18 protein-coding genes are annotated in these 17657 nt (G+C 38.7%); 7 read left to right on the plus strand and 11 right to left on the minus strand.

Translation table 11 applies throughout. The annotated features are described in order from the left end of the window. Positions 1–9: 9 nt before the first annotated feature. Positions 10–261 (minus strand): hypothetical protein, encoded by a 252-nt coding sequence (locus O3C63_04155; protein MDA0772116.1) that lies wholly within the window; start codon positions 259–261, stop codon positions 10–12. 211 nt (positions 262–472) lie between these two features. Here O3C63_04155 and O3C63_04160 point away from each other — a divergent pair, with 211 nt between their 5' ends. Further along, positions 473–1087 carry a hypothetical protein gene (locus O3C63_04160; GenBank protein MDA0772117.1) on the plus strand — a complete coding sequence of 205 codons (615 nt, stop codon included), beginning with the start codon at positions 473–475 and terminating at the stop codon, positions 1085–1087. A 56-nt stretch (positions 1088–1143) separates the two neighbouring features. On the opposite strand, the gene O3C63_04165 is transcribed toward O3C63_04160, so the two are convergent. From O3C63_04165 to O3C63_04175, 3 genes are all read right to left on the minus strand, one after another. Further along, a complete protein-coding gene (locus O3C63_04165) occupies positions 1144–1818 on the minus strand; it encodes an HDOD domain-containing protein (protein MDA0772118.1) in 675 nt (224 codons plus the stop codon). Between the two features lie 209 nt (positions 1819–2027). Continuing rightward, positions 2028–2795 carry a hypothetical protein gene (locus O3C63_04170; GenBank protein ID MDA0772119.1) on the minus strand — a complete coding sequence of 256 codons (768 nt, stop codon included), beginning with the start codon at positions 2793–2795 and terminating at the stop codon, positions 2028–2030. Positions 2796–2947: 152 nt separating this feature from the next. Then, the gene (locus tag O3C63_04175) at positions 2948–4234 is read right to left on the minus strand and encodes an MBOAT family protein (protein MDA0772120.1); all 1287 of its coding nucleotides are present in this window, start codon (positions 4232–4234) and stop codon (positions 2948–2950) included. A gap of 220 nt (positions 4235–4454) precedes the next feature. Here O3C63_04175 and mscL point away from each other — a divergent pair, with 220 nt between their 5' ends. The 3 genes from mscL (at position 4455) to O3C63_04190 (ending at position 6235) form a co-directional block, all read left to right on the plus strand. Next, a complete protein-coding gene (gene mscL / locus O3C63_04180; GenBank protein ID MDA0772121.1) occupies positions 4455–4916 on the plus strand; it encodes a large-conductance mechanosensitive channel protein MscL in 462 nt (153 codons plus the stop codon). Between the two features lie 96 nt (positions 4917–5012). After that, on the plus strand, positions 5013–5423 hold the full coding sequence (locus O3C63_04185; GenBank protein MDA0772122.1) for an OsmC family protein: 411 nt from the start codon (positions 5013–5015) through the stop codon (positions 5421–5423). Positions 5424–5437: 14 nt separating this feature from the next. Then, a complete protein-coding gene (locus tag O3C63_04190) occupies positions 5438–6235 on the plus strand; it encodes a TonB C-terminal domain-containing protein (protein MDA0772123.1) in 798 nt (265 codons plus the stop codon). Between the two features lie 111 nt (positions 6236–6346). Here the strand turns inward: O3C63_04190 and O3C63_04195 are convergent, their stop codons facing one another. After that, a complete protein-coding gene (locus O3C63_04195; GenBank protein MDA0772124.1) occupies positions 6347–7864 on the minus strand; it encodes a S8 family serine peptidase in 1518 nt (505 codons plus the stop codon). 218 nt (positions 7865–8082) lie between these two features. On the opposite strand from O3C63_04195, the gene O3C63_04200 reads away from it, so the two are divergent. Continuing rightward, a complete protein-coding gene (locus O3C63_04200) occupies positions 8083–9009 on the plus strand; it encodes a hypothetical protein (GenBank protein ID MDA0772125.1) in 927 nt (308 codons plus the stop codon). On the opposite strand, the gene O3C63_04205 is transcribed toward O3C63_04200, so the two are convergent. Beyond that, positions 9006–9626: a hypothetical protein gene (locus tag O3C63_04205; protein MDA0772126.1), complete on the minus strand. Its 621-nt coding sequence runs from the start codon at positions 9624–9626 to the stop codon at positions 9006–9008. The two genes, O3C63_04200 and O3C63_04205, sit on opposite strands and share 4 nt — an antisense overlap. 171 nt (positions 9627–9797) lie before the next feature. Here O3C63_04205 and O3C63_04210 point away from each other — a divergent pair, with 171 nt between their 5' ends. Beyond that, positions 9798–11084: a serine hydroxymethyltransferase gene (locus O3C63_04210; GenBank protein ID MDA0772127.1), complete on the plus strand. Its 1287-nt coding sequence runs from the start codon at positions 9798–9800 to the stop codon at positions 11082–11084. Positions 11085–11325: 241 nt separating this feature from the next. Then, entirely contained in the window at positions 11326–12684 is a 1359-nt protein-coding gene (murA, locus tag O3C63_04215; protein ID MDA0772128.1) for a UDP-N-acetylglucosamine 1-carboxyvinyltransferase, read from the plus strand. 145 nt (positions 12685–12829) lie between these two features. On the opposite strand, the gene O3C63_04220 is transcribed toward murA, so the two are convergent. The 5 genes from O3C63_04220 to hemE form a co-directional block, all read right to left on the minus strand. Next, on the minus strand, positions 12830–13639 hold the full coding sequence (locus O3C63_04220; GenBank protein MDA0772129.1) for a hypothetical protein: 810 nt from the start codon (positions 13637–13639) through the stop codon (positions 12830–12832). Positions 13640–13814: 175 nt separating this feature from the next. Next, entirely contained in the window at positions 13815–15224 is a 1410-nt protein-coding gene (gene hemN, locus O3C63_04225; protein ID MDA0772130.1) for an oxygen-independent coproporphyrinogen III oxidase, read from the minus strand. A gap of 69 nt (positions 15225–15293) precedes the next feature. Beyond that, entirely contained in the window at positions 15294–15695 is a 402-nt protein-coding gene (locus O3C63_04230; GenBank protein ID MDA0772131.1) for a hypothetical protein, read from the minus strand. A 121-nt stretch (positions 15696–15816) separates the two neighbouring features. Then, complete coding sequence (locus O3C63_04235) at positions 15817–16671, minus strand: hypothetical protein (protein MDA0772132.1); 855 nt, start codon at positions 16669–16671, stop codon at positions 15817–15819. A 78-nt stretch (positions 16672–16749) separates the two neighbouring features. Then, positions 16750–17657 (minus strand): uroporphyrinogen decarboxylase (hemE, locus tag O3C63_04240; protein ID MDA0772133.1); only part of this gene is annotated, 908 nt, incomplete at its 5' end.

A 17657-nucleotide genomic window follows, 5' to 3' on the forward strand; every position in this document is an offset into this window, starting at 1 on the left:
CAGATTCGATTAAAGCACTTTTTTTTCCTTGTTAAGTTCGTATGTAATCAAGCCTACTAGCTCTTTGAGCGATTTATTCTCACGTTTGAGTTTGTTTAATTCAAGTAGAGTGCCGTCTGCACTTGCTACCTGTTTGATGTGGTTATAGATAGTTTTACTCGTCACCGAATACTCGATCGCCAAGTCTTTAACTTTGTCTCCGTCCCTGACCCTTGTCTCAATTTCTGCCAATTGCTCTTTACTTAACTTTGTACTAGTCATAATTGCCTCCTAATTGTAACAACTCTGTCTAGTTTACTGGAGTGGGTTCACTTCACTAGCCACGCCGTAGTCGCGAACAAGGGGTGAACATGGGTAATGTCAGACAAGCACAACTTAGACCCCCGTCGTATATTATGCTTTGGTTATCGACAAAAAGCATTGGTCAGTAGCTGTTAAACCCATCAGTGACTCAACTTGATATACTAAACTGATGAAACTAAGTCCTTTGATATTTTCACTTGCTCTTTTATCACTTTTGTCTTGCTCAGCTCAAGCAAATAAAAAACTAGACCTTAGTAAAGTCGAAGCTCAAACACTTGATATGAAAGGTCCTACTGGGAATTACAGATTCAGCCTGAACATACCAAAAGAATGGCAAAGTGTTTATAGTAGTCCGGTGCCGAATGGCTTTATCGGTGAATTCACACCCAATGGTCAGAGCCTAGCTTCCTGGAAAGATATGATTACACTTCGATTCGACGGTATAGCAGTAGCAACTGATTACCAAGCCTTTCATAACCTGATGGACCATAAAGGTCCACTTAATGAAAAGACCTGTAAAGATTTCAGACGATCAGATTTCACCAATCACGGGCAGCACGGTCTTAAAACAGTAGAGCTTTACATGGAATGCCCTTCTCTTAATTCTACTCCGGGATTTGGGGAAGCAATGCTTTACAAATATATACTGGCAGGTGACAAAATTGGTTTGATAACGATATGGAGGTCTTGGAAAATAACTAACGAACAAGACTTGATAGAAGCTAGATCTCAATACACTGATTATACAAATTTGTTTAGGCAAGCTAAATTAAACAAACTCTAGACTCTTTTACTCTGAATACAACTGTAATTAAAGAATTGTTTATTCAAGGGCGGCTATTATACAAACTCACTAACAATAACTTTAATGTCTTCCAAGGACTTTTCGTTGATGTCAACTAAGTTCAATCCCGAATTCATAACCATAGCTTCAATACCTTCCACCCCCAAATGCTCTCTAATAAGTCCAATATCAATTTTTTGAGCTTGAATCTTAGACAAAATCCGTGCAATTTCAATATAAATATTTTCTTTCTGGTAACCCTTGGTATAAACAAGCTCTTGTTTTTTGATTATCCCAATGACCTTATCAGGTAAACCATAATTGGTTAAAACCAATGCAGAAACAAGAGGGTAAGTATATCCAAACTCCTCTCTCTCTCTTTCCATACGCAATTTGAAATCATCAACAGCAGTCACACGTGCATAAATATTAGGGTAGGCAGTCTTGAGCAAAAAAGCACCATAGTTTTGAAATAAACCAGCCATATAAACTTGATCACTTTCAATTTTGTCCATTCCAGATTTTCTTGCTAAAAACTCAGCTGCTATTGCCACAAAAACACTTTCAAACCAAATATTAGGATCATCAATAATACTTTTGGCAGCGACAAAGAGTGCTGCTTTTTTTATATATCCAAAACCAAGTAAATCTACAATCTCTTTAATAGTTTTCAACTCTCGCATCGAACCAGAGGCAGCTGAATTTGCATGCTTAAAGCACTGAGCAAATATAACTTCATCTTGAGTAACAAGCTTCGCTATTCTCTCCCTTGTGGTTCGAGGGTATCGATCAAAGAAACAAGCTGCACTGCCGCAACAGAGATTCCAGGTAATTGTTTTGTCTGTTCGAGGATTTCAGCTGAAGTCAATTTTGGCATTGTGATAATTGTAGCAAACTAATAAAAGCAGCACCGTCAATCCAACATTGTAATATCAATTAATTAGTGTTTATTTGAGCATGAATCAACCACAAGCCTAGAAAACTCCAAAGCACCCGCCTCATTTAAATGAGTGTCATCAAACATTAACTGCTCTTCTTGTCCCCAATATATATTGAAATAATCCAAGAACTCAAAATCTGAAAATTTCTTTTTTAATTCAAGACAACGCTCTGCTAATTTATCCTGCGTGATATAAGACATTACTTTATCGTGATATCTCTGCGAAACCGGCATCCTTACCATCGTCACTTGAATTCCATGCTTTTGAGCAAGCTCCAAAAACATATTTAAATAAATCCACAAGGATTCATCAAATAGTTTCTTGTCTTTAAATTGTTTATCCGCTATCTGCGTGACATCAAAATAGTAACCTGTCGGCTTAGGTCTAAAGCCATTGTAGTAAGGTATCTCCTCTGGAATATCAGCGAAGCGCTTATCAAAGTACTCTTCTCTAATACCTTTATATGCAAAGAAATAATATTTGAGAACTCTACAAAAAGACGCAAAAGATTCGTGCTTGATCTGTGCAATCTCTTTAAAATCAATCATCTCTTTCCATAGATAAAGCCTTGGAAAATAATTCGACTTGCTTTCACCAAAATATCCAAGAGTCGATGTCAAAATTATTTTTTTTATATCCTTCCTTGTTTCTAATAAGTCTTTTAATTTATAGTAAGAAACGATGATACTTTCACCTGCAGAAGCATAATTAAACGCCGAATCAAAGACCCTTGGATCAATCCCTCTCAGACATTGAGAATCGCCCATAATCAGCGTCTTCAACTCAGGTATCTTTTTGACATCAGCAATACTCTGATCTTGATTTTTTTGATAATTGTTATAAAAGGTTGAGACAATAAAGCTCAGCAACAAAAAGAAAAGTAGAAAATATAGAAATTTAGTTATAGTATTTTTCATTGTCAAAATTGGAAATAAACAAATGGCTGTGATTTAATTGCAACGAATGCAAAACAAGCCATAATCATCAAAGAATAAATAGTCCAACGAAAGACCAGCGAGCTTTGCAAGAACATCACTTCCCATGACAATCTCTCTTCAACAGCTTCAGTAATTAAAATCAAAGCCATCACAAACATACAAAAGATCAAGAGCTTATAATTTTGCAAACCAAAATCAAGACGATAACTAGTCAAATCAAAAACTTTGGCTATCATACTTATACCTTGTTCAATATTGGATGCTCTAAAGAAAAGACCTATTACACTCAATATGGTAATAGTGATCGTATTTTTGATAAAGAATTTAATTCTTGATGATTGAGTGAAAAAGCAATCATAAATCCTCTGACGAATTACTTTAGTCAGATTTTCAATCACCAGAAAAATACCATGTAATAAACCCCATACAACAAAAGTCCAGCTTGCACCATGCCATAAACCACTCAATAAAAATACCAGAATCAAATTCCTTGATTTTTTCCACATCGGATCTTTGGAAGAAGTTATCGGCACATAAATATAATCTCGAAGCCAAGTCATAAGTGAGATATGCCAGCGTTGCCACAAGTCGGTAAGTGAGGTCGCATGATAGGGTCTTTTGAAGTTGATCATTAAGTCGTAGCCCATTACTTTAGCAGCTCCTCTGGCAATTTCAGAATAAGCAGCAAAATCCAAATAGACCTGGAAAGTAAATATATAAGCAGCTAGTAGTACACTAAGACCACCAAAGTTTTGATCATTCTCAAAAACAGAATTGACAAAAAGCGCAATATTGTCTGCAACCACGATTTTGCGAAAAAAGCCCCAAAGCATCAAAACCAAACCATCACGAGCTCTTACAGCATTCCAGTCATGTTCTAGCTTAAATTGCGGCAAAAGCCTAGAAGCTCGTTCAATTGGGCCAGCTACCAATTGCGGAAAGAAGCTGACATAGAGAGCGAAACGACCCAAATGAGTTTCGGGTTTCATCTTGCCTCTATAAATATCAATGGAATAACTAAGGGTCTGAAAAGTATAAAACGAAATTCCAACTGGCAAAATGACATTCAATACAGGTCCACTAAAACAAGAACTAAAAAAATTAAAATACTTAAAAGCAAAAAGCATACCGAGATTACCAATCACACTGGCAATCAAATAAGGCTTTCTCTCCGGCTTCGTTTGTTTTTTTGCCATTTGCAAAGCACATAAATAATCTAGCAATGTTGAAGCAGCAATCAGGAAAACATACTCTAGTTTCCATGACATATAAAAGTAGTAGCTTGCTGTAAGTAATAAAATCCATCTATATTTAAATGGCAATAAGAAATAGAGTAGAACAACTATTGGAAAGAAGATTATGAAGCTTTTGGAAGCAAAGAGCACATAAAAAGTCTAGCAAAATCAATTGATTTGGTCATAATACAAAAAGGCAATTTACCAGACAAATGCGCTATACTAAATGATCAAAAGCAAAAGGAGCTTAAAGATGAACAAATTTTTTGGTGACTTCAAGTCATTTATATCAAAAGGTAATGTGATAGATCTAGCTGTAGCTGTAGTAATTGGTGCTGCATTCAAACCAGTAATCAGCGCATTAGTTGATAATATCATCATGCCTCCAATCGGATTAGCATTGGGCGGTGTAGATTTTTCTGACTTGAAATTTGTAATCCAACAAGCAACTCTAAGCGGAACTGCTGAAGTTGCAATTGGCTATGGTGTATTTGTACAAAGCGTAATTGATTTTGTAATCATTGGTTTTTGTGTTTTCTTAGTCGTTCAGGCTTATAACAAACTGCAAGAAGCAACTGCCAAAAAAGAAGCAATCGTTGAAGAAATTACCTCTGAACCAGAGGCATCTACAGAAGAGAAGTTACTTAGTGAAATTAGAGACATTCTTAAAGAAAGTTCTACTGCAAACAGACCGACTGCTACTGCAAAGAACTAAAAGCAAATCTCTATAACAAGACCCTTAAAAGCAAGCCCGCCACATAGCAGGCTTGCTTTTTCATTCCAATCACGAATACAAGATATAATAACTCTAATGACAGTTCATTTCACAGGTAAGTATCTAGGCAATCTCAGAGTGCAGTTAGAGCATGGTCCATCCAAAAGCATTATAGAAACAGATGCCCCAATCGACAATAATGGCAAGGGCGAGAAATTCTCACCGACAGACATGCTAGCTTCCTCATTGGCTGCTTGCATGCTTACTATCATGGGCATAGTTGCTCAACGCAATGAGATAGATCTTAGTGAAGTAACCTTTAATGTCAGAAAAGATATGACAACTGACAGTCCCCGACGTGTAAGTAAAATCTCGGTAGAGTTTCATCTGCCAGCGACACTAGAGCAAAAGCAAAGAACCAAACTAGAAAACGCTGCAATGACTTGCCCAGTGCACCACAGCTTGCATCCAGATATTGAAAAAGAAATCGAATTCAAGTATCTTTAGGCTATAATAAGTTCATGATCAGCAAATTCATGGCAATTGCACTTGTCTTATTATTAGCCTCTCAAAGCACAATAGTAAATGCTAAAAAGCCTGCTCTGTTGAACCCTGATCCACAATTGACAGCCAAGATCTTAAACAAACTCAATCCCAATCCTTCTTCATGGAATTACAAAAAAACTCCCTATATTCATTTCACAGTAGGCACTGACGGTAAAGCAAGAAATATCGAAGCTGTACTAGACACCAAAACTAGCAATGTCGATGAATGTATCGCAGCGATTTTCAGGGCTGAGCCTTTTGATACTCAATACTATGGTAAATCATATGGTTATGAATGCAAACCCAAGGTAATCTATAGCAAAAAACAAATTAAAGCATCGCAAAAATATACAAAAGAATATATAACTAACATACAAAAAAAAGTCAAAAAGAACTGGCATCCAATCACTGAAGCTAATAGTTATTCGGCAATCGCCAAATTTATAATTGATAAAAATGGCAACGTCCAAAACCTTAAACTCAAACAAAATACAGACAACGAAGAAGCCGACAGGATTGCAATTAGAGCAGTAGAACTCTCTTCACCATTCGAGAAACCCGATTTTAGTCAATTCTATGATTCCAATCAAGAAGAAATCGAAATCGAATTCAACTTTGACTATACAAAACATGCACCAACCAGTACTCAGTCTAAAGCAGGAGCTGCTGCCCTAGGACTAGGACTAGTTGGGGCGATTGGTGCTGCAGCCCTGCTTGGCAGACCATCTAGCAGATACCGTTATAGACCTTATCGATATCGCAGTCGCTATTAGCAAGTATTGCACTGAACATGCACAGTCTCAAACAGGTTCTGTCACGTGCACTGCACGGACAGAACCTGTTTTCATGGACCCGACTAGAAAACTTCATTTTTCAGCGTGTCTTTAATACTGCTTAGCAAGACTCACTGCTGCTCTAGTATCAACACGTCCATAACCAAGCTCCGCATTTTTACCATAAACAAATTCATAATCAGGAAGTCTTTGAGCTGTCCTTACCAAAATCTGCCTAACCTCAGCGGCAGTCAACTCTGGATTAACCGCCCAAACTAAAGCCGCAGCGCCAGCAACAACAGGAGCTGCAGCACTAGTACCTTTGAAATCACTATTGGTATTGCCTTTGGCATAACCCAGTACCACACGTTTTTTTATATCACCATTTCGTAGTAGAACATCAACTCTATCGGTTGTATAAATCCCTTCATTTGTTCCACCGCCAGGTGCAACTAAATCAAGCTCTGAACCATAAGTACTAAAACTAGAGCGCTTATCAGAACTATCAGTCGCTCCTACTGCTAGCGTGTAAGGACTTCGCGCCTCTGGCGAGTTGCGAAAATCCGAACTACCACTATTCCCAGAAGCAAAGATCACAAGAATCCCTTTACCTTCGTTTGCTTCTTCGTAAAGCTCTCTATAAAGCTCGACTTCAATATCCGAGAGTTCAAGCTGTTGCCCTTTAGGCAAGCTTGGATCATAACTAGTCCAACTGTTATTGATGATATCAACATCAAGTTCCATTGCTTTTCGATGAGCCATGATGATATCAGAGACAGCGACATAGCCATCATCAGGAATAAGCCTTATTGGTACGATCTGAACACTTGGGGCAACTCCTACCACACCAATATCATCATCCTTAGCGGCAATTACGCCAGCAACGGCAGTACCATGATTTTCATTAGATAAGGAGGGAGCTTTCGCTCTTGAATCATGATCTACAACATCGTAACCTTCTATAAAATCAATATCGGGATGATCAGTATCAAAGCCTGTATCAATGACTGCTACTTTAATTCCAAAACCTTTTGAATCTACCCAAGCATCCTCGGCTCCAACATCTGCACCTTTCTTAAGCCCATTAATACCATCGTTTTTAATATGCCATTGTTTGGCAATCAAGTTTGTTTTTGTTCGTTTCGTTCTTTGTGTTCGTTTAATTTGTTTCTTTCTTCTTACCCTTTTTTCTGCACTAATTGCATTTAAATTCATTGCTTTATATTCATCCAAATCAAAGTCTTCTACTAAATCCCCAGGCAAGTCTCGATCCGGCAAAGGCAATCCTTTGTGGTGAGTTAAAAGACTAAGAGTATTGCTATCTTTGATCCCATCAATTAATTTACATGAATAAACATTTTTACCCAGTTTTGCAACAGGTTCCATTTTATTTTTGAGCATGTATGCTTTTCTAGCTTCTATCGTTGAGCCATCTTTAAACTTGACCAAAATCCTATCTTTAGCAAAGCGCACACGATTAGTTTTCCTATCAAGTATTTTTGTATAAGCGCTCTCTACACCTGATTCAGTGGCAGGTAAAATATCAAAGCGACCTTTGTATTTTGCAGCAACCGGGCCCACAATAAACAAAGTTAAAATCAATATCCAAAATGATTTATTTAATTTCAAGAGCAAAGCCTGTGTCCTCCATCTGACTATCTAGATAGATCGGTCAAAATGGACAAATACTTTAGTACTTTTGGCTTAGCTTGATTAAATTTTAGGCACAAAGAGCAAATCTTCTGGGCAAATGTTAATATTCGTTTATGCGCAAATTAGACTTACTGCAAAAGTCCCATTCGTCCTCACTAACGGAACTAGTGCCTCGCACCGCTCCGACCTTTTTTTTGTCGTCATCACTAGCAAAACTTCGTTTTGCAGGATGTCTATTTCTGACGCTAGTTTTAATAAGCCTATTTTTATACCCGAACTGTGCCCAAGCATTTTTCTGGAACAAAAAGACAAAAGACCAAGCAGCAGCAATTAAAGTCTTAATTAATGAAGAGATTTTAATTAATGGCAAATTCAAAGGCAGTAACGGCGGAGATTCAGTTTTGAGCCAAATTCTCGAGCTTAGGTTAGCGATTCATATTCCAAGGGATCAGGAGAGCCTCACTATTACGACTTTATATGATGAAGCTTCAGAGAACCCAATTGAAACAATTACTTGGCTTAGAGAAGGCGACAAAGGCAAGACTTATAGAGCAAAGCCGTACAAAACCGAATCTATCATCAATAAACGTTTAGAAGAGATGTCGATCAGTTATAATCCCTCACTTGCTTACGATAGGATCTCAGAAAATAAGCATGTAATCAACAAAATTTTTCACTTCAAACAAAGTGAAGCGATAGGAGAACGTGACAGAGAAATTGCTCATTTCCTTGATCTTGATATGCCTGGCAACAATGGACCAAGAAGTAAACGAATCAGAATTGACAACAAACTCTACTATCGAGAAGCGCCTATTGCTATTATCCCAGAGCCAATCAAATTAAAGCAAAGCCGTAAACAAAAAAAACAAGAAGATGAGCAAAGAGCAAACTACGAGGCGCAGCAAATGCAATTAAGAACTCAAAGACAATCAGCACTTGAAGCTGCACATGAACAAGAGATGGTGGATTTACAATATGCAATTAATCAGGTTAATGGTATTAATGATCCCGATGGCAGCCAGAATTTAGACCCGCAACAATTTAGACAAAGCCAAATTGAACAGCAGCTTGATGCATTTAGTCCTGCTAGTGATGGGGAATCTGAAGAAGATATTTTCTAGTCCAAATCGAGCATTCGTGGCAAGCGCCCAAACACAAAATCCTTGGCAGTCTTCTGAGCCGGAGTCTCGCGAACAAAAGGCTCATTATGATTTCTATTTTGCTCTTTAATCGTCCCTAATAAATCTTCATGAGGATCAAGTCCAAGCTTAGCTCGAGCATGATTGATTGCAGTACTAATAGTTAAGTAGGCTTCATCCATTTCCTTATCATGAGAGAAGCTTGGTTCAGCCTGGTGGCTAGATACTGGTTTAATTTTTGGTATTGCTTGCGGTCTTGGAGAAGTTTCTTGACTCTGTTTTGCAGAATGTCCAATTATTTGTTGTGGTTGATAATTAGAAATCACTCTCTCTGAAAAATCTTCCTGCATAGTTTCTGTAGAACGAGTTAATTCTTGTCCCGTAACAGAAGCTTTGAGCATGCGTAATTGTTTAGTCAAATCTTTTTGGTTAATAATCAAAAGCTTGAGATTTCCTTCCATCTCGGCGTTCTTTTTCTTAAGAGAACTAATCTCTGATTTAAGTATGTCAATGGTCTGATCTTTTAGATCTACAGCCTTACTAATTTCAATTACTTGTTGTCCAACAAGCTTGATTGTTTCGAGGGCTTTGTTATTCATAGTTGTATCCTTTCTATCGTTACTACTAATTCTTTTAAATATATTCGCATGTGCCATATGTAGATTATTGGCTCTATGGAGCTTATACTAACTAAGCTAAATGGTGGAGTCGCAAGCAAGAGAGCTATTAAGACATGGTTTGAGCTCAACAATGCTACAATATTTGCCATTATGACAAACTCATTAAACCAATCTTTAAGCCAAATTGACTCAGAAATTGATATCCTGATCAACAAAGAATTAAGCCGTCAAAACGGCAATATTGAGTTAATAGCAAGTGAAAACTTTACTAGTAAAGCCGTCATGGAGGCAACCGGTTCATGCATGACCAACAAGTACGCAGAGGGTTATCCAAACAAAAGATATTATAGTGGTTGTGAGTTTCATGATGAAGTAGAAACTATTGCAATTGAAAGACTCAAAGAATTATTCGGCGCCAAGTTCGCTAATGTCCAACCGCATTCAGGAGCCAACGCTAATACAGCAGCATTTATTGCTTTACTCAACCCTGGCGACAAGTTCCTGGGAATGAGCCTGAAAGAAGGTGGTCATCTTACTCATGGCTCACCAGTTAATATTTCGGGTAAGTGGTTTGAAGCGATAAGTTATGGTGTAGATGCCAATGGTTTCATTGATTATGACGCGCTTGAAAAACAAGCAATCGCAGAAAAACCCAAACTAATTATTGCAGGCGCTTCTGCTTACCCGCGTGAAATCAACTTCCCGCGCTTTAGAGCAATTGCTGACGCTTGCGAAGCAAAACTAATGGTGGACATGGCTCACATTGCTGGCTTGGTAGCGGCAGGTGTTCACCCAAGTCCAGTTCCCTACGCTGACATCATTACCAGCACCACTCACAAAACTCTTAGAGGTCCAAGAGGTGGCATCATTCTATGGAACGATGAAGGACTAACTAAAAAAATCAACTCTGCCATTTTCCCTGGCTCGCAAGGTGGTCCTTTGATGCATGTAATTGCAGCCAAGGCCGTGAGTTTCAAAGAAGCTCTTGATCCGAGTTTTACTGCCTATCAAAAACAAGTAATCGCAAACACCAAGGCTATGGAAAAAACATTTCTTGAGAATGGCATAGACCTAGTTTCTGGTGGTAGCGACAATCACTTATTACTTTTGGATTTGCGCAAGCTAAAAATCACCGGCAAAGATGCAGGAAACCTACTTGATGAGCACAAAATCACAGTGAATAAAAACGGTGTGCCAAATGACCCAGAAAGCCCTTTTGTAACAAGTGGCATAAGAGTCGGCACACCGGCGATTACCACTAGAGGCTTTGATGAAGCTGCAAGTTCTGAAATTGCACTGGTTATCAGCAAGATCCTCAAATCTATGTCAGAGAACTCCAATACTATAGACAGTGAAACTGCTGCTTATTGCCAATCAGCCGTAACTGCCCTAACCAAGCGTTTTCCTTTATATGACAATGATTTAGTGACACGCTGAAAACGAAGTTTTTCTCGTCGGCTCCATAAAGAAAGATTCTGACAGATTACTCGAAGCATGGTCCAGATAAGGGTTGAGACTTTGCAGTTTCAACAGATCTTTAATAAATACGCATTAATTTCATTCGCCTATTCATAATAAATTAATATCTTAAACACTAGCCGAAAAGCCGATTATATGGAACAATGGTACTAGGTCGGCGTCTAATTATTTACGTCCACTTATACAAAAGGTCAAATAAATGATAGATTTAGATTCAAAACATTTAGTAATTGAGGGTGGAAAAGCCCTTAATGGAGAGGTCACCATTTCTGGAGCGAAGAACTCCGCTCTTAAACAAATTGCAGCAGCTTTGCTCTTGACCAAAGGTACTATCAAGATCAATAATGTGCCACATCTTTCTGATATTGAACATATGGCTGAGATCATCAAACTACTTGGCGGCGAGGCTGACCTGGAAGGTAACAGTATCACTATCAACTCTGAAGACTTATCAAGTAGCTATGTACCACTGAGGTTGGCTAGTAAATTAAGAGCAAGTTTTGTTTGTCTTGGAGCATTGGTTGGACGTTTCAAAGAAGCAAGAATTGCGCTACCTGGTGGATGCAATATTGGTGCTCGCAAAGTTGACCTGCACCTTAAAGGACTTAAAGCACTTGGTTGTGAAATAACAGAAGAGCAAGGACATGTTGTTGCCAAAGCGAAGCGTTTAATAGGAACTAAGATCTATTTTGATATTCCAAGTAATGGTGCTACTGAAAACATCATGATTGCTGCAACAATGGCAGAAGGTGAGACTATCATCGAGAATGCCGCACAAGATCCAGAAATTATTGATCTTGCCAATTTTCTAAATAAAATGGGCTGCAATATAACAGGAGCTGGCACCAGCAATATTCACATCCAAGGAGTTAAACCTGAGTCACTGATTGGCTTTGAGCACCATACTATCCCAGACAGAATTGAAGCTGCTACTTACCTAATAGCTGGAGTCATGACAAAGGGTAAGATCAAAGCAAAATCTGTAATTGAAGAAGATATTCAATCACTCTTAAGTAAGCTCGAAGATGTTGGAGCGAGTATTAAGATTCACAACACCAATACTTTTATTGATGGTAGAGAATTAGTTGACATTAGTGTTGAACTCAAAACAGAGAGACCATTGGCAACTGACATTACTACAGTTTGGTATCCAGGTTTTTCAACTGATATTCAACCTATTTTTTCAACTCTACTTGCTGTTAGTGAAGGCACTAGTGTTGTAGTTGAAAATATTTATGACTCTCGTTATCAACATTTTGAAGAACTCAAACGCATGGGCGGGAAAATTGAAATCAATGGCAAAGTTGCTGTCGTCAAAGGTTGCAGCAAACTAGTTTCAACTGCTGTTGAAGGCAAGGATCTTAGAAGCACCGCTGCACTTGTAGTAGCTGCACTTGCCGCAGAAGGTAAAAGTGAAGTTAGAGGTTTGCAACATCTTGATAGAGGTTATGAAAACCTAGAAGAGAAATTTATTGCACTTGGTGCCAGCATCAAACGAGTTGATGTGGGATCAACCATACTAGCTCCAGAAAAGCATCAACAACATCTGGACATTTGAAAACATCATTAGACATCCTGCAAAACAAAGTTTTGCTAGTGATGTCGCTTTAAAAAAGGTAGCACGCAACAAATGTTGCGTTTGCTTTAAGGATAATTCCGACTTTTGCAGTAAGTCTATTACGTCCATAGTAAAGCAATAACAACTAAAACCAACGCTTAGTAAAATCAAGTGATTTATTCATCCATCGAGTAACTTGGTTAGCTAAATTATCAATATGTGACTTAATGTTTCTTGCATTAGATTGATTAGCGTCGTTTGCAACATCGGCAAACATTCCCCAAACCCGTTTGAGGAAACCTTCATCCTCTTTGAAGTGGGCATTATCGGGATCTAGCTTGTCGTCTTCTTTGCTGCCAAATACTTTCTTGAGACCAGAAGCAACAGCACTGGCAATTGCAGTGGCAAACTGCATGACATTGCTTGCAAGCTTGTTTGCCGTTGCTAGTGGATCACGCAATGCATTAGCAATCTGAGCAAAGCTTTGATTAATTGCGGTTGTGATATTAGCTACAAATGGATTGTTAAACACTTTGCCAATGATTGACTGAACCGATTGTAAAGCATTCTGAATTGGCGCAGGCATAGCTAATCCTTGGTTAAGTGCTTGCATCAAAGCTGCTCTCAGTTGTTCAATTGCTTGAGCGAGTAACTTAAAACTATAAGGTACAAAAACCATTGGATTAAATGAACGCATTCCACCGCCACCTCCGCCACGTTTTTTGAGTTCTTCTTCTAGTGAAATCCTTGCAAGCAAAGCTGGGTCAATTTGATTGTTTTGCTGCTGCTGTACTAAACCAGCACCGCGCTCTTGGGCAAGTAGTCGAGCACTTAATTGAAAAAGTTGACGACCAGGGCTCAGCACAGCTTGATTTGAATTATTAACCGTAACAGCATCGGCACCAGTCTTATTGATGCCAATATTGAAATTAGTGCTGGGTCCGAAATCAACCATATCTTTGGCATAGAGCCTATCCCCAAAGTTCCACCTGCTCTGTTACGCAAGATTGGCATCTGGAAGCTTGAATAGGCTTTAAAATATAATTATGCTCTAAATGAAGCGTAATTACAAGGGCAATTTCAGGTAAGACGCATCGAGGGATTGCCAATTTTGTTATCCCAGCGTGTCCTTAAAGCGACTTAGAAAAGGTTTTATGCGCGCCAGCCTTGTGAATATAGTTATCAAAACAACTTGCAATATTGCGACTAACAAAGCGCCCCAGTTCTGTGATTTCTACATTAATGAGGTTTGGTTGAGTTAAATCAGCATAGCTCCAGCATAATAAAGCATCATCAATAAAGGGCTTGAGGCGATCAAACTCTTTAGTATAAAGAGCAATATCAATCTGTGCGAAATTGTTTGCCATCAATTCTTTGATAATCTCTCTACGGTTTTTGTCATCTTGATTACTAACCAAGAATTTTTCTGCTTGTATATGATCCTGGTAATAATCCTTTAGCTTCTTGGGGTTTTGTTTGTAAGCACCTTGAATATCACTTATCGCACTTAGTCCAGCTGAGTACATATCCAAGCCAGCGTGAGTAGTGTAGCCCTGAAAATTACGTGAGAGGCTTTTTGATTTTTGTGCCAAAGACAATGCGTCATTGGGTTTAGCAAAATGATCGATACCAATGAAGTCATAACCAAAATCACAAAACTCCTCTGCTGCACTCATGAAGATTTCGAGTTTGGTTTCTTGATTCGGCATCACCGACTCATCAATATATTTTTTCTGGAAGGGGAAGATACTTGGTATATGCGCATAGTTAAATAATGCAATGCGTTCAGGATTGATTTGCTTGACCATCATTACCGTCTCTTGAAAAGTTTCTACAGTCTGGTGCGGCAAACCATAAATCAAATCAAAATTGATACTCTCGAAACCTATTTCACGAGCGGTTTCCACCTGTGCTGCCACTTGCTCAAAACTCTGCAAGCGGTTAATAGCTTCTTGAGTTTGACGATTAAAATCCTGAATCCCCATACTCAATCTATTAAAACCAGAATGATATAGTGCTTGAAGATGATCCCTCGTTGTTACTCGTGGATCAATTTCTATTGCGTACTCATGTTCATTATAATCAACACCCGAATCTGCAAGCTCACGCAGTGAGGTTCTTGAATAATAACCAAATCTCTCTTTGATAAAATTAGCCAAATCAACAATTTGATCTGGACTCAAATAAGTCGGAGTGCCGCCACCCCAAGCCATCTGTAAAATCTTACGTCCCTGGTCTATCTTACCAGCGTAGTAATTAAGCTCTTGTTTGACTTGATCAATATATTGCTTTTCAATACCATGCTCAGGGCTAATGACTACATTGCAACCGCAGTAATAACACTGAGACTCGCAAAAAGGAATATGCAAATATAAGGAATAATCATTGCCTTGCTGGTTGGATCTAAGCATCGCAGCCTCATATTGCTTCTGGTCAAAATCATGCTTCCACTCTGGCGCTGTAGGATAGCTTGTATATCTAGGTACTGCATGCCCGTATTTTGCAATCAGCTCTTTGAGTTTAGCTTTGTTTTGGAGCATATATAGATTTTAGCACCCAATTCATTGATAATATCTCTTCCATCGCGGCTCTCAGGCTTAGGTAGAGCTTCAGTCTTGGTTAGCAAGTGCTTCAACTTCGGTTTCATAGCTGAAATCTACTTCATTATCAACACCTAAATTCATAGGAATTACTACTTTATCATCATCTCGTTGACTAATATCAGCAAACTCAATACTTAAATCGTTTTCTTCATCCGCTTTGACAATTACATACGCTCCATCTCCTGCATGAGTCAAAAAAGTTTGAAAAATCTGCAATTCAGTTTCTCCATTCTTTAATACAAGATCAAGCCCGGTATCTTCCTTGGAGCAATGCAAACTAATATTATTGCCCAAATCAAAACCTTGTTCTGAAATCAAAGCCTCAATATTAGGACCGGCTTGCCCATCATTTTTGTTCAAGCCATCATTAGCAAGATCTTCTGTAAGCCTAAAAACTTGTTGAATCAATTCACCTAGATACGCAACTGCCAGATTTTTCTCATCACTTTACTGATTTAAGTACTGGCAGCGGAGCTAGTCTCAAGTTTCTTGAAGGTGAAACTTTGCCTGGCATTGCTTGCCTAGATGATTAATTTTCTAACTCTAAAAGAGATTGATAAAACTTAGAATCAAAACCCACTTCCTTGGAGGGTATAAATTGACTCAAATCAAATGGGTAATCGGTGACATAATCTACACCAAACCTTTGAAATTTCGGTTCTGGCTCTGGTTGAACACATACGTCATATTGTGCTGCTAAGCCAAACACTGCCTGAGTTCCTGGGTCTCCCCAATTCTGAGCAGTATCAATATCTATGTCAATTGTCTCTTGTTCTGCGAAGTCAAGCTTAATTGTTGCTGGTTGCTCATGCCAAGTCTCAGAGTTAGAATTAATAATTCCAAGCCGCCCGTCAGGTGTGTCAAAGAAGATATCAATTCCATGAGTTGGTGGAATTATAGTATTAAGCCGCAAAGCATATCCATCTCCGAACGCTATTCCCTCTAGAGAGACTAGTGCATTGCAATTCTCTCCAGGCTTGTCTTGATTCTTTATCAAATCAGCGTTCACAATATCTAGAGCAAGAGTAGAAACTGTCTTAACTAAGTTACCAAGATAGCTTATTGCTGAATTTAAAGCTGGACTTTCTTCCTTGGAGTTTTTAATAATTTGAGCAATTTGAGTTAGTGGAATCATCTCGCCAAAAATAGCAGATTCCTGCAAAGCAACTTGAGTTCCGTTTCTAGCTAAAGAACGGGCAACTCTTCTTGAGTGCTCAGCAACTGCAAAATAAGGTTGTGATTTTTCAGCTAAAAACTTATCAATCGTTCTTTTTGTATCTTTACGTTCGGACTGCAAGCTTGCCGTAATTCTATCTAAATCAACCTCACGCCGCTTGGCTCCCGCCAAAGCAAATTCTTTCAATTCATTGACATCCAGCCTCATCGATATCAATTATATTACATTCGTTATCTTACCAGTCTGTATTTTTTGACTTAAGTCAAAAATCAACAAGGAAACACACTAAAATCCTTGAACTGTCTCAATAAATGCCCTAGCATTCTCTACTGGCACCATTGGCAAAATACCATGTCCAAGGTTGGCAATATAACCTGGTTCACTACCGGCAAGCTCTAGCATTCGCTTGGTTTCTTCAATTACTGATTGCTTAGTTCCAAGTAATTTACAAGGATCTAAATTACCTTGGATTGCGATATTTTTGCCATCAACAAAACTACGGACTTCAGCGAGGTTGACTCTCCAATCAACGCTAAGACAATTGGCACCAGTCTGCACCATGTAATCAAGAATATTGGCAACTCCATTTACATAGAGAGTGATACTGGCATCAGGGTAAACAGAACGTATTTTAGAAATGATTTTTTGTTGATAAGGCATTGCAAACTCTTGGTAATCTCTTTGCGTGAGCACGCTTGCCCAAGTATCAAAAAGCTGCACGGCGTCAACTCCTCTATCAAGTTTGAGAATCAAATAATCAGCAATAGTATCTGAGAGTTTTTGCAACAAAGAATGCATTGCCTCAGGATGCTGGTAACTAAAGGCTTTGATCTGTGCAAAATCCTTAGAACCGCCACCTTCAATCATATAACTAGCGAGTGTCCATGGCGCGCCGGCAAAACCTAAAACAGGAAGCTCATCATTGACCTTGGATTTAATTTCAGTAATCGTGTCATAAACAAAACTACAAGTCTTGGCAAGCTCATCCTTATCAAGTACTCTCAAATCTTCAACTTGCTCTGGAGTTCTAATGGGCTCAGCAAATTTGGGAGAACCTGTTGCAAAACTTACAGCTGATCCCATTGGCTCAAGCGGCACCAGAATATCAGAAAACATAATGATCGCATCCACCCCCAGAATCTCATAAGGCTGAATAGAAACCTCAGCTGCTTTCACTGGGTTTTTGCACAAAT

The organism is Cyanobacteriota bacterium, assembly GCA_027618255.1.
GTDB lineage: Bacteria > Cyanobacteriota > Vampirovibrionia > LMEP-6097 > LMEP-6097 > JABHOV01.